The 13020-nt window shown below is 68.6% G+C and carries 9 protein-coding genes; 3 read left to right on the forward strand and 6 right to left on the reverse strand.

Annotated elements, in window-relative coordinates:
* The first annotated feature begins 183 nt into the window (after positions 1-183).
* Together IT359_05300 and IT359_05305 are read left to right on the forward strand one after the other, a co-directional pair.
* Positions 184-630, forward strand: coding sequence for a hypothetical protein (locus IT359_05300; GenBank protein ID MCC6928394.1), 447 nt, complete (start codon positions 184-186; stop codon positions 628-630).
* Between the two features lie 201 nt (positions 631-831).
* A complete protein-coding gene (locus IT359_05305; protein MCC6928395.1) occupies positions 832-2193 on the forward strand; it encodes an aspartate aminotransferase family protein in 1362 nt (453 codons plus the stop codon).
* Here IT359_05305 and IT359_05310 read toward each other — a convergent pair.
* The 6 genes from IT359_05310 to IT359_05335 all read right to left on the reverse strand — a co-directional run bounded on the left by IT359_05310 (position 2190) and on the right by IT359_05335 (position 11218).
* On the reverse strand, positions 2190-3605 hold the full coding sequence (locus IT359_05310) for a nucleotidyl transferase AbiEii/AbiGii toxin family protein (protein ID MCC6928396.1): 1416 nt from the start codon (positions 3603-3605) through the stop codon (positions 2190-2192). The genes IT359_05305 and IT359_05310 overlap by 4 nt on opposite strands.
* 9 nt (positions 3606-3614) lie before the next feature.
* Entirely contained in the window at positions 3615-4415 is an 801-nt protein-coding gene (locus IT359_05315) for a type IV toxin-antitoxin system AbiEi family antitoxin domain-containing protein (GenBank protein MCC6928397.1), read from the reverse strand.
* A 162-nt stretch (positions 4416-4577) separates the two neighbouring features.
* Positions 4578-7832, reverse strand: a complete 3255-nt coding sequence (locus IT359_05320) for an efflux RND transporter permease subunit (GenBank protein MCC6928398.1) — start codon at positions 7830-7832, stop codon at positions 4578-4580.
* A 12-nt stretch (positions 7833-7844) separates the two neighbouring features.
* Positions 7845-9179, reverse strand: a complete 1335-nt coding sequence (locus tag IT359_05325; protein MCC6928399.1) for an efflux RND transporter periplasmic adaptor subunit — start codon at positions 9177-9179, stop codon at positions 7845-7847.
* 83 nt (positions 9180-9262) lie between these two features.
* Positions 9263-10636, reverse strand: coding sequence for a TolC family protein (locus tag IT359_05330; GenBank protein MCC6928400.1), 1374 nt, complete (start codon positions 10634-10636; stop codon positions 9263-9265).
* Positions 10637-10792: 156 nt separating this feature from the next.
* Entirely contained in the window at positions 10793-11218 is a 426-nt protein-coding gene (locus tag IT359_05335; protein MCC6928401.1) for a hypothetical protein, read from the reverse strand.
* A 209-nt stretch (positions 11219-11427) separates the two neighbouring features.
* Between IT359_05335 and fabF the strand changes: the two genes are divergently transcribed.
* Positions 11428-12663: a beta-ketoacyl-ACP synthase II gene (gene fabF, locus IT359_05340; protein MCC6928402.1), complete on the forward strand. Its 1236-nt coding sequence runs from the start codon at positions 11428-11430 to the stop codon at positions 12661-12663.
* The last annotated feature ends 357 nt before the right edge of the window (positions 12664-13020 follow it).

The raw sequence follows: 13020 nt of genomic DNA on the forward strand, positions 1-13020 counted from the left end.
AGCGCCCGTCGCTCGGAAAAACCTCGATGCCCGATGGCGGCGCGATGCCTAACGGTGCTCCCCGTGCCGATACTCAGGGGAGATCCGCGCGCGCCCGACCTTCCCCCGCCGCCTCGGGCGCACGTTCCAGGGTAGCTGTTGGCGTTGGTGAGGACTCCCTCACCGGCGCGTTCCCCCTCCTCGATGTCCTCTCCGACTTCGTCCGCCGGGCTCAACGGAACGCCGACGCCCAGGGAAGTGCATCCGCTGGCGGAGTCGCTGGCCGCGGCATTCCTGGGTGAGGCGGAGCCGGAACCGGTCGACTTCGTGATGCTGCTGACGGAGATGACGCAGCTCTCGCCGCAAGACTACGTGTCGCTGTGGTCGGACGTGGTGACGATCGGCACGGGCGTGCCGACAACGCCGAGGGAACGGGCGGACTATTCGTACTCCGCGCGGTCGCAGCTGGTGGAGGCAACGAGGCTCGCGGCGCGCATGGGCGAGATCTCGGAGAAGCTGCAACTCCTGGTGATGCGAGCGCTCCGCCTCCAGCTCCGGGCGCAGCGGCGGCGACGTATCGCGCGCGCCGGGTTGGGCGGGGTGGCGGGGGGTGAGGATGCGGCGGTGGAGGGGGTGGGCGTGGTGGCCTAGGCGCCGTGGCGTAGGCGCCGAACGGGACACGTGTGCCGGACGCTTGCGCCGCGCGTTCGCCAAGCGGCGCGTCGCGCAGCACTTTGCAGCATGGCCACGACTCCCGCTTCCGCACTCGAGGCGACGTCTTCGCTCGACGCACCTCCGCCGGTATCTAAGCCGGCATCTCAGCCGGCGCCTCAGCCGACACCTTCGCCGCCATTGCCAGACGCATCGCGGCGCACCGACTCGCGCGCCGCCCTGCTCACCCGAGCACAGGGACGCTACACGGCACGCACGCCACGCTCGGCGGCGCTCTACGCGCGAGCGCTCGAGTCGTTCCCCGGCGGCGACACACGCACGGGGACCTTCTTTCTCCCCTACCCGCCTTTCATGGCGCGCGGCGAGGGGGCGCGGATGTGGGATGTGGACGGGAATGCGTATCTCGACTTCCTGGGAAACTTCACGGCGCTGATCCACGGGCACGCACACCCGCAGCTGACGGCGGCCATCGCGGCGCAGGCGGTGCGCGGGACGGCGTTCCCCTTCCCGGGCGAACCCGCCTTGCAACTGGCGGAGGAGATCCGGCGGCGCGTTCCGTCCATGGAGCGGCTGCGCTTCTGCAACTCGGGGACCGAGGCGGTGATGGGGGCCATTCGCGCGGCGCGCGCCTTCACCGGGAAGTCGAAGGTGATGAAGATGGAGGGGGGCTACCACGGCTCGGCCGACGTGGCGCAGGTGAGCGTGAACGTTGGGGTCGATGTGGCGCCGTACCCGCAGGGGACGGGGCAGGGGCCGGGAGTGCCCGACGGCGTGGTGGGCGACGTCCTGGTGGTGCCCTACAACGACCTTGCAACGCTCGAGCGCACGGTGCGCGCGCATGCGCACGAACTGGCGGCGGTGATCATCGAGCCGCACCTGACGGCGGCGGGGGTGATCCCGGCGGAGCCCGCGTTCCTGGCGGGGGCGCGGGCGGTGACCGCCGAGTGTGGCGTTCTGCTCATCTTCGACGAGATCATCACGTTGCGGCTGGCGAGGGGGGGCGCACAGGCGGTGTACGGTGTCACGCCCGACCTGACGACCATCGCCAAGATCATCGGGGGCGGGCTCCCCGTAGGAGCGTTCGGCGGTCGCGCCGACATCATGGCCATCTTCGACCCGCGCTCGCGCGGGACGGTGAGCCACTCGGGAACGTTCAACGGGAACGCCGCCACGATGGCGGCGGGGCTGGCGGCGCTCGAGCTTCTCACCGACGACGCACAGACACACCTCGACCTGCTGGGCGCGGCAATGCGGCGTGGCATGCAGCACGCACTCGACGCCGCCGGAATCGAGGCGTGCGTGACCGGAAGCGGATCACTGGCGCACGTGCACTTCTGCCAGGGACCGGTGCGCGACTATCTCGATGCGCAGCGAGGGGATGGTGAGCGGACGCGCCTCTTTCACCTGGCGCTGCTGGAGCGCGGGGTGGTGTGTGCGTCGCGCGGGATGTTCGCGGCGTCGACGGTGATGACGCTGGGGGATGTAGAGGCGCTGGTGGCGGTCGTTGCCGAGGTGGGACGGGAGATGGCGGCTGGCGGTTAGGTATTGCGCGGCGGCGTTGGCGACGTCACGCCGACAAACACTCCGCTGCGCCCGGCGCATTGTACGTATCCATCCGGATACAGGTGCGCGCGCAGCCTGCCGTCGTGTTTCTTGCGTCGAAAGCGCTTGCCGCAGATGGGACATTCGAACGTGTAGACAGGGCCAGCCCGACTCCGTGCGGGAGGTCGGTAGGTCACGCCTGTTCGCGGTGACCTGATCGCCGGCAGCGCGTCGCCTGCGATAGGTGCGAACCCGAGTTCGATGGCGTATCGCGGCACGAACATCGACTGCGTCACTCGCAGCTTGACGATCTCGGCGACCTTGAATGACTTGACGATCCCACTCGCCATTTCGTGCGCGTAGAGGAGCAGGTTGCCGGTACCGGCCACACGCAACGAGTACGGCTCGACGCGCCGCGCCCTGCCGTGGTACATGAACTCGACCAGGAGTCGATTCGCACCCGCGAAGCGCAATCGTTCCATCACGCCGCCGCTGGCCACCGTGTTGAAGGCAGTGAACGGGACACCGTCCATTCGCGCCAACGCGGAAGGTCGCGCTTCGAATACTCGCGTCGTTCGCTCCTCCATCCACGAAAGCGCTTTCTCGATGCGCTGCAACACACCGTCGATGGGCGGCAGCTCCTGCAACTGATGCGCGAGCATCGACTCCCATTCGGCGCGAAGCTCGGCGGACTTGCCGATCAGCTCAATCAGCTGTCTCTTGCTGGGTGCCTCGATCTGCTTGACCGTGCACTTCGAGCGAAAGAGCAGCCGAAGCTTGGCGACATTGATTCCGTCCACATTGGAGACGATGTAGACCACGTCGTACAGGTCACGCGGGCGCGTGCGTTCGTACAGAGCACGAGTCTTCTCGGCGAGGAGTTCCTCGAAATCGTAGGTTCTCACCAGTGCCCGCTCGAGGAGTGCGTCCGTGTATGGGTGGATCACGGCGCGAAGCGCCGGCGCCTCGAGTACTGGCTCATGCTGCGTGATGTCGAACAGGATGCGTGGCCACGAGGGAGCCTGCATAGGACCGCGATAGCCCACGCGTCCCTCGAAGGTCGCTCGGCCGAACTTGTCTGTTCGAGGCCTCACCACGACCTGGTCGCGAGGCATCACGATGCCACTCATCTTGCCAACGCGATCGGCGAGCCGCGTCAGGATGGTCGTGATGGCGTCGAGATCGTACGACGCCTCGGGACGCAGGGAGAAGTCGAGGTCCTCAGAGAAGCGATATGTCTCGATGAAGCACTTCTTCACGCAGGTGCCGCCCTTCAGGATCCACGACTCCGACGCCTCGGGATCGGCGCCCACGGCGGCGAGCATCCAGCCGAGGACGTAGTCCTTCTCGACCACATCCGGCCGCAGCCCCCATTCTCGTGCGCGTGACAGGATCTCCTGCCTGCTGATCATCCGGGCACCCTACACGAAGCTTGCATTGATGATCAGCCCCCAACGCTTGTTGATGCGCCCCTCCTGGCGGATCGCAGGGTCGAGGCGCGTCAACCCCCTGGTGACGGCTTGCCTCAGTTGGTCGATCACTTCGGCGCTTGCGCCCTTGTGCTCGAGAATGAAGCCGATGCGCTTCGCCGCCGCTCCATTGCCGGAGCGAGACAGTTCGCCCAGCAACGCTGCCATTCCTTTGTCAGTCGTGGATTCGATGTATCGATGCAGGCATTCACTCGCGTGCCTGAAGCCGCCCAGCCAGGCTGGATCGCGGAAACCGTCTACCAGCGTTCGTTCGACGCTCGATACGGCGACCGTCGACGCACCACGCCACACGCAGTTGACGCCGAGCAGGCGTTCCGGGCGCACGCGGACGAGATGGAAGTCCAACCCGAGCAGCCGCTGGTTCCACGATCGAATGGGGGCTGCGGTCGCGACAAACGTCGATCGAAAGAGTTGCTCGGTAAGTCCCCAGTACTCGGCGGCGCTCCAACCGCCGACATAGCACGGCACGAACGCTCGCGCAGCGAGGATCCACGGGTCGGGATACGCCGTGCGTTCGCTCGCTGGCGCGTCCACCGGCAGTACGTAGTACAGTCCGCGCCGCACACGAGCCAACCACCCCGCCTTGGCCAGTCGCGCCAGGCGCGAAGCCGCGTCGGCACTCGTGAGACCCAGCGCACGCGGCGCATCCTCAATCACCAACAACCCGTCCTTCGCCACCGAAACCAGCGCGGCGAGTTCGGCCTTCACCGGGCTTCCGGGGGATGGGTTCATGGTATATGAAGAATGTAGAAAATCGCGGTCATTGTCAATAACTACATAAATACTGTACCCCTCGAACCCTCGGAGTCTGTGCCTTGCCGACGGGACGGTTCTGCTCTGCCTCACGGAGCCGCTGACGTGACCGCCCATCACCACCGCTACTTCATCCCACGCTCACCCCACCTCGCGCTCCTTCCACAGCGACCACACCGCCGGAATCACGACGAGCGTGAGCACGGTGCTCGACACCATCCCCCCCACCATGGGTGCGGCGATGCGCTTCATGACGCTGGCACCGGTCCCGTTTCCCCACAGGATGGGAAGGAGGCCGGCCATGATCGCCGTGACGGTCATCATCTTCGGACGCACGCGCTCCACCGCGCCCTCCACCACTGCCCCGTACAGGTCGCGCAGCGTGGGGCGCTCGACACGCCGACGCAGCTCGCTCCACGCGTGGTCGAGGTAGATGAGCATCACCACCCCGGTCTCCGCCGCCACGCCGGCCAGCGCGATGAAGCCGATGGCGACGGCGACGGACCACGAGTAGCCCAGCCACCAGGTGAGCCAGATCCCCCCAACGATCCCGAACGGGAGGGAGAGCATCACGATCAGCGTCTCGCCCACGTTGCGGAAGTTGAAGTAGAGGAGGAAGAAGATGATCGCGAGCGTGGCCGGGATGACGATGCGCATCGTCTCCCTGGCGCGCTCCATGTACTCGTACTGCCCGCTCCACACCAGGTGATAGCCGGACGGGAGCGTCACCATGTCACGCACCATGCGTTGCGCCTCACGGACGTATCCGCCAACGTCGCGCCCCGCCACGTCGACATAGACCCACGCGGTGGGCATGGCCCCCTCGGTGCGCACCACCATGGGGCCTGCGACCTGCCGGATGGTGGCCAGTTGGCCGAGTGGGACCTGGGCCACCTGGCTCCCCATGGCACCGGGAAGCGAGGGCATCGCGCCGCCAGTCGCCGTCCGCCTAACGCCAACCGGCATTCCCGCGCCGCCCGTGGGCGCCGCGGATCCTCCGGCGTCGTGGTTCACCGGGACGAGCACCGAGGCCAACCGCTCGGGGGTGTCGCGCAGCTCCTGCGGGTAGCGCACGCGCACGCCGTAACGCTCGCGCCCCTCCACGGTCTGCGTGATCGTCATCCCGCCAATGGCCGTGGCAATGACAGTCTGCACGTCGGTGACGTTGACGCCGTGGCGCGCCGCTGCCGCGCGATCGATGTCGATGTCGAGGTAGTAGCCCGACACCGCACGCTCGGCGAAGGCGCTTCGTGTTCCCGGGACCATCTGCACCGCCGCCTCCACCTCGCGCCCCAGTCGCTCGAGCTGTGCGAGGTCGGGGCCGAAGACCTTGATGCCGACCGGTGTGCGGATCCCCGTGGCCAGCATGTCGATGCGCCCCTTGATCGGCATCGTCCAGGCGTTGGTGATCCCCGGGAGCCTAACGGCGGAGTCCATGGCAGCGACCAGGCGGTCGTAGGTCATCCCCGCGCGCCATGCGCCCTCCGGCTTGAGCGAGATGGTCGTCTCGAACATGTCGAGCCCGGCGGGATCGGTCGCGGTGTTGGCGCGCCCCGCCTTGCCCCACACGTGCTCCACCTCGGGAAAGGAGGCGAGGATGGCGTCCTGCTGGCGCATGATCTCGCGCGCACGGGCAATCGGGATGCCGGGGAGCGTGGTCGGCATGTAGAGAATCGTCCCCTCGTCGAGCGGGGGCATGAACTCACTGCCCAGTCGCGTCCACGGAATCCAGGTGGCGATGACGACCAGCGCACTGGCGACGATCACCGGTCCGCGGTGCCGCAGCACCGTGTCGATCACGGGGCGATAGAGCCTGATGAGGAGGCGGTTGAGCGGGTTGGCGCGTTCGCGATAGAGACGCCCGCGCACGAGGAGCGCCATCGCCACCGGGACGAGCGTCACCGAGAGGAGCGACGCCGATGCCATGGCGAAAGTCTTGGTGAAGGCGAGCGGCTTGAACATCCGCCCTTCCTGTCCCTCCAGTGTGAAGACGGGGAGGAAGGAGACGGTGATGATGAGGAGGGAGAAGAAGAGCGCCGGCCCGACCTCCTGCGCGCTCTCCACCACCAGGCGCCAGCGATCGGACGTGGAGAGGTGTCGCGTGGAGAAGTGTCCGCTCCCGTCGTCGGGCGCGGCGCGCTCGAGATGCTTGTGGAGGTTCTCGATCATCACGATCGCCGCATCGATCATGGCGCCGATGGCTATGGCAATTCCCCCTAACGACATGATGTCAGCACCGACGCCGCCCAGCCGCATGGCGAGGAAGGCCATGAAGATCCCCACGGGCAAGGTGAGGATGGCGACGAGCGCCGACTGCGCGTGCAGGAGGAAGACGACGCAGACCAGGGCAACGATGAGCGACTCCTCGAGGAGCTTCCCCTTGAGCGTCTCGATGGCGCGCTCGATCAGGTCGCTGCGATCGTACACCGGGCGTACCACGACCCCGGAGGGAAGCCCCTGCTGCACCTCGGCGAGCTTGGCCTTCACGCGCTCGATGGTGGCGAGCGCGTTCTCGCCGAAGCGCATGACGACGATGCCGCCCACGGCGTCGCCGCGCCCGTCGAGGTCGGCGATGCCGCGACGGATCGCCGGCCCCACCGACACGCGCGCGACTTCGGCCACACGAATTGGTGTCCCGGCGGCGGTCGCGCCCACGACGACGTTCTCGATGTCGGCGAGCGACTTGAGGTAGCCCAGCCCGCGCACCATGTACTCGCGCTCGGACAGCTCCATCGTCATTGCGCCGACGTCACTATTGGCGGATTGCAGCGCGGCCATCACGCGGGTGACGGGGATGCCGTAGGCGAGGAGCTTGGCCGGGTCGATGTCGACCTGGTACTGCTTCTCGAAGCCCCCCACGCTGGCCACCTCGGAGACTCCGGGCACTGCCGTCAGGGCGTAGCGCAGGTACCAGTCCTGCACGCTGCGCAGCTCGGCCAGATTGAGGCGCCCGCTCGTGTCTTCCAGCGCGTACTGGTAGATCCAGCCAAGCCCGGTGGCGTCGGGGCCTAACGTGGGAGTGACGGTTGTGGGAAGCTTCCCCTGGATGCCGTTGAGGACCTCGAGGACGCGACTCCGCGCCCAGTAGATATCGGTGCCGTCCTCGAAGATGACATAGACGAACGACACGCCGAAGAACGAGTACCCGCGCACCGTCTTCGCCCCCGGGACCTTGAGCATCTCGGCGGCGATGGGATATGTGACCTGGTCCTCGACGATGCGTGGTGCCTGTTCGTTGTAGTCGGCCTGCACGATCACCTGCACGTCGGACAGGTCGGGGAGCGCCTCGAGCGGCGTGCGCTGCACCGCGACCACACCACCGATCGTCGCCGCCAGCGTGAGCAGGACGACGAGGAGCGGGTTGGTCACCGACCAATGGATGATGCGCTTGAGCATGGTGGCGACTCCTTACGGCATCTTGTGGCCGGCATGCTCGTCGTGCTTCATGCCGGGCATGGGCGGCATGGAGTCACGCTTGGGCGCCGCGGGGCGCGCCCCCTTTCCCGTTTCCTGCATGGGGAGCTTCTCCACCGGGGTGTTCATCTCCATCCCCGGCATGTCGCCCATGCCGCCTAACGCCTTTCCCAGGTTGGACTCGGCGTCGACGAGGAAGGTCGCCGACGCAACGACCGACTCGCCCTCCGCTATGCCGCGCAGGATCTCGATGCGGTCGTCGTTGGAGGCGCCGATGGCGACTTCGTGCGGGGCGAGCGCCCCGTTGGCCTCGCGCACAAAGACCACATGGCGCTCGCCAGTGGAGAGCACCGCGTCGCGCGGCACCGTGAGGACACGCTCGCGCGAGGCACCAACGATGCGCAGCGTGGCGTACATCCCCGGCTTGAGGCGCAAGTCCTGGTTGGGCAGCACCACGCGCACGCGCGCCGTGCGCGTGTCGGCGCTGATGGTGGGATAGATGAACGAGATGCGCCCCATGCGATGCTCGCCGGGGAGCGCCGAGAACTCGGCGTGCACCATCTGCCCCACGCGCACGTCGGCCAGGTCCTGCTCGAACACTTCGCCCTCGACCCAGACGGCGCGCAGGTCGGCGACACGGTACAGCGCCTCGCCGGCCATGATGCGCTGCCCGGGGACGAGGTTCTTCTCCAGGACGTAGCCGCCGGCGGGAGAGTAGAGCGTGAGCGTGCGGCGCACCTGGGCGCTGCGTTCGATCTCGGCGATCTCGCGCTCGGGGATGTCGAGGAAGGCAAGGCGGCGGCGCGCCGACTCGAGCAGCGCGGTGGAGCCGCCGCGCGCGTCGCTGCCGGCCGACGACATCTCCTGCTCGAGCTTCCTCGCGAGAAGGAGTTCCTCCTGCGCCTGAACCAGCATGGGGGAGTAGATCGTCAGCAGCGGCTCGCCGACGGCAACCGGTTGCCCGGTGCTGTTCACATAGAGGCGCTCGACCCAGCCGTCGACCTTGGGCGTGATGGCCTGCAGGCGCGTCTCGTCGAAGTTGAGTTGCCCCACCGTACGGACTTCCTTGGTGAGCGGCCCCACGGTGGCCACGGCGTAGGTCACGCCGATGCGACGCGCCTGGTCGTCGCCGAGCGAGACCGGGCGGGCGGTGGCGCCGGCACCGGCGCCGCCCGACATGGCCGCGTGGTCATGCCCCGTTGCGGCTGTCGGGGGCGCCTGCGTGCCGCGCGTCGCGATGTAGACGCCGGCCATGGCGGCGACCAGGATGGCGCCGTAGAGGACGAGGCGCAGCGGCGAAGCGGTGGCGGGGCGAGGGTCGGTTGACATGGGCGACGCTCCTGGTGCGTCGGTGAAAGCGTGAGAGGGGGCGTGTGCGGCGTGCGGCTGTTCGTGGTTTGGGCGGAAGTTGCTCATCGGGGCCCTCCCGGTGCGGCGCCGTGCGTGGAGGTGGCATCGACGAGCGCGCGGCCGGCGAGCATCTCCAGCTCGGCCCACGCCTTGCCCTGCTCGGCGTCGAGCGTGGCAAGCTCCTGCCGGTAGCGGTTCACGTTCATCTGGTTGTCGAGCAGCGTCATGAAGTCGACGCTTCCGCCGCGGTAGGCCGCGAGCGCCGATGTCACGGCGGCTTCGGCCTGCGGAAGGATTTCGGCGCGGTACAGCTGCACGAGGCGGCGGGCGCGCTGCAGCGCGGCGTAGGCTTCACCCAGCTTGCCGCGCGTCTCGAGGCGCATGCTGGCCAGGTCGGCCTGCGCCATCTGGCGCATGGCCAGCGCCTCCTCGCGCATTTGCAACTGACGGGACCGGGCGAAGACGGGGATCGAGGCGCCGATCATCAGGCTCCCCATGCGCTCCGTCATGCGACCGCCCTCCATCCCGCTGGCACTCCGCTGTCCGTACTGGACGCCCAGCTGCAAGTCGGGGATGAGTTCCTTGCGCGCCAGTCGTTCCCCCGCTTCGGCGGCGCGCAGCTGCTCGAGTCCGGCGCGCACCATCGGGCGCGTGGCGCTGGCGATGGAGTCGAGCCAGGGGCGCGCGGGGAGCGAGTCGGGAAAGCGCGGAAAGGCGGCGATCACCTCGGTGTCGGTGGCGCGGTCGACGAGCGCGTTGAGGCGAGCGCGCATCGTCTCGCGCATCGCCAGCATGCGCAGCGTGTCCTCGGCCATGCGGGCGATCTCGACGCGGGCGCGCAGGACGTCGGCCTGGCGCCCCTCGCCCACGCGGTACATCGCCTCGGAGGTCGTCGCGATGTCGCGCAGCAGCCGGAGCGAGGTGCGTGCGCTGGCCAGCGAGCGATCGGTGGCGGCCAGGTCGTAGTAGGCCATCGCCACCTGGGCGCGCAGCTCCCAGCTGACCTCGTCCACACGCGCGGCCACGGCGGCGGCCTGCGCCTGCGCCGACTGGCCGGCCAGGGCAAGTTTGTTCCCCAGCGGGATCATCTGCATGAGTTGCAGCTGCACCATCCCCAGCGGGTCCATGGGGGCGAGCCCGGGGAGGGCGTAGTTCATGAAGCCCAGTTGCAGCTGCGGGTCGCTGGGGCGCCGCGTGCCGGCGACGCGCGCCTGGGCGGCGCGGGCAAGCGCCTGCGCGGCGGCAATGCGCGGGTTGGCGCGCAGGGCGAGCGCGTAGAAGTTGCCGAGCGGCTGCACCGTGGCGCCAGGCGCGCTGGGGGTGGCGGCGGAGTCCTGCGCGGGGGCGCACGAGGGGGGCGCCACCGTCGCCAGGAAGGCGAGCGTGGCACCGAAGGTGATGACGAACGGCCCCCGAGTGCGAGGGAAACGGAGCATGTGTGCGGATCCTCCCAGGGTCGCGCCGGGCAATGGACCACGGCGCCAGCGCGCCTAACGACCGGCGCGCGCGATGCCCGGGTGCGCCACTCTCCCGCGAATCGTCACCGCGCGTTCAGCGCGGCGGTCGCGAGCGGGCACACTCCGAGTGGGAGGTCAGGCTCTGGGAGGGGGGAGCTCGGGTGCGGCCCCCCAGGCGCGCGGGGGCGGGAGTGGAATCGCCGCGACCACCGCGTGCTCTGCCGCCAGGGCGGACGGGCCGTCGGCCGCCGGAAGGGCGGCGATCGTCGCGCAGCTCGGCATCGAGGCACAGCTCCCCAGCGAATGGCGGTCGGGGCAGGGGCTCTCGTGCTGATCGGCGGGGGTGGTGTCACCAGCGGGGGTGGCAGCCGCTGGCGCGTCCGATTGGGTGCGCGATGCACCGCCTCCCATCGCCATGCCGTGGTGCATCGTCGGCGCCGCTGACGAAGTTGCCGGACTCGAGGGCGCGACCGACCCCGTGAGGCACGCCATCGCCCCGCCCTGCATGCTGAGCAGGAGGAGGGGGAGGGCCAGGGCGAGGGCGGTGAGTCGGCGAATCATCGGTAGATAGACGCACGAGATGCCGGCGGGAAAACCGGCGGGCGTGGCTGGAATATGACGGGTTGCGGGGCCGGTGGGGAGACAGCGATGGAATTCTCGCCCGTCACACGCGGTTCCGGCCATCGTCTCGCCCGATCGGCGGGGGTCCGATGGACAGTCGCCCGCGCGCTCGGCGATACTTCGTCAGGCAGTCGTCATCCTCGGAGTCCATGCGCGCAATTCCTCGCATTGTCATCACCGGCATCGGCGTCGTGACCCCCATTGGGTCTGGGCGCGAGCCGTTCTGGAACGCCCTCATCGCCGGCACCCCCGGCGGCGGCACGATCGCCGCCTTCGACGCCTCGCCGTATGCGACGCAGATCGCCGCCGAGTGTCGCGACTTCGACCCGATGGCGTACATGACCCGCAAGCTCTCGGGGCGCATGGGGCGCAACTCGCAGATGGCGGTGGCGGCGTCGATGCAGGCGGTGCAGGACGCGAGGCTCGATCTCGCGTCGATCGATACCACGCGCGTGGGGTGCTGCGTGGGGGCGGCGGCGGGCGACTTCAACACGCTCGAGGAGAACCACGCCGACTTCCTGCAACGCGGGGCGAAGGCGATCTCGCCGTTCTGTGTTCCCAAGGTCATTCCCAACATGCCGGCGGGGAACGTGGCGATCGCGTTAGGCATTCACGGCCCCAACTTCGCGGCGCTCTCGGCGTGCGCGACCGGGGCGCACTCCATCGGCATGGCGCTGATGCTGCTGCGCAGCGCTCAGGCCGACGTGATGCTGGCGGGCGGGGTGGAGTCGACCATCACGCCGTTCGTGCTCAACGGCTATGTGGCGATGGGGGCGCTGTCGAAGCGCAACGATGCGCCGGCCACGGCGAGCCGCCCGTTCGACAAGACGCGCGACGGCTTCGTGATGGGTGAGGGGGCGGGGATCGTCGTGATGGAGACGCTGGAGCATGCGCGAGGGCGGGGGGTGGAGCCCATCTGCGAGGTGGCCGGCTTTGGCGCGACGGCCGATGCGTTCGGCTTGGCGCAGCCCGATCCCGAGGCGGCGTGGACAACAAAGGCAATGCAGTTGGCGCTTGGCGATGCGGGGATGGCGCCGGGCGACGTGCAGTACGTGAACGCGCATGGGACGTCGACGCCGGCCAACGACCGCAGCGAGTGCAAGGCGATCCTCAAGGTGTTTGGTGGGGCGCCGCCGCTGGTGAGCTCGATCAAGTCGATGATTGGCCACACGTTAGGCGCAGCGGGAGCCATCGAGGCGGCGGCGACGGCGCTGACCATCCGGCACGGCGTGATCCCGCCGACCATCAACTACGAGACGCCGGACGAGGAGATCCCGCTGGACGTGGTGCCGAACGTGGCGCGGGGGGTGCGGGTGGACGCGGCGCTGTCGAATTCGTTCGGGTTTGGGGGGCAGAACGGGGTGCTAGCGTTGCGGAGGGTGTAGGGGGGCGGGGGGGAGAGCATCCGAGAGCTGGGGTCAGGAGAATTGGGGTCAGAGTCACCGAACCAAATTCTCGATGACTCTGACCCCGATTGGTTGCGATTGGACGGGCCACCAAAGAGGTGCCAAAGCGCTGGCTAGACATGGCTTACGACTAGCGCAGACGGCTCCCGCCGCCGATAGGCAACGGCCGCGTCGCCGCCTGGCCGTCGCGAAAACCGGGGTCAGGAGAATTGGGGTCAGAGTCACCGAACCAAATTCTCGGTGACTCTGATATGAAGCGACCTGTCAAGTGGCGACGTGGTCCGGGGGGTGGGAGTGGGGCGTACACGGGCGAGGGGCGGGGCGAGTGGACGGCGG

It is taken from the genome of Gemmatimonadaceae bacterium (genome assembly GCA_020852815.1).
In the GTDB taxonomy this organism is placed as follows: Bacteria; Gemmatimonadota; Gemmatimonadetes; order Gemmatimonadales; family Gemmatimonadaceae; genus SCN-70-22.

Coding starts and splice junctions, on each gene's coding strand:
- IT359_05300 (MCC6928394.1), top strand. CDS start 184: ATGTCCTCTCCGACTTCGTCCGCCGGGCTCAACGGAACGCCGACGCCC.
- IT359_05310 (MCC6928396.1), bottom strand. CDS start 3,605: ATGATCAGCAGGCAGGAGATCCTGTCACGCGCACGAGAATGGGGGCTG.
- IT359_05315 (MCC6928397.1), bottom strand. CDS start 4,415: ATGAACCCATCCCCCGGAAGCCCGGTGAAGGCCGAACTCGCCGCGCTG.
- IT359_05320 (MCC6928398.1), bottom strand. CDS start 7,832: ATGCTCAAGCGCATCATCCATTGGTCGGTGACCAACCCGCTCCTCGTC.
- IT359_05325 (MCC6928399.1), bottom strand. CDS start 9,179: ATGTCAACCGACCCTCGCCCCGCCACCGCTTCGCCGCTGCGCCTCGTC.
- IT359_05330 (MCC6928400.1), bottom strand. CDS start 10,636: ATGCTCCGTTTCCCTCGCACTCGGGGGCCGTTCGTCATCACCTTCGGT.
- IT359_05335 (MCC6928401.1), bottom strand. CDS start 11,218: ATGATTCGCCGACTCACCGCCCTCGCCCTGGCCCTCCCCCTCCTCCTG.
- fabF (MCC6928402.1), top strand. CDS start 11,428: ATGCGCGCAATTCCTCGCATTGTCATCACCGGCATCGGCGTCGTGACC.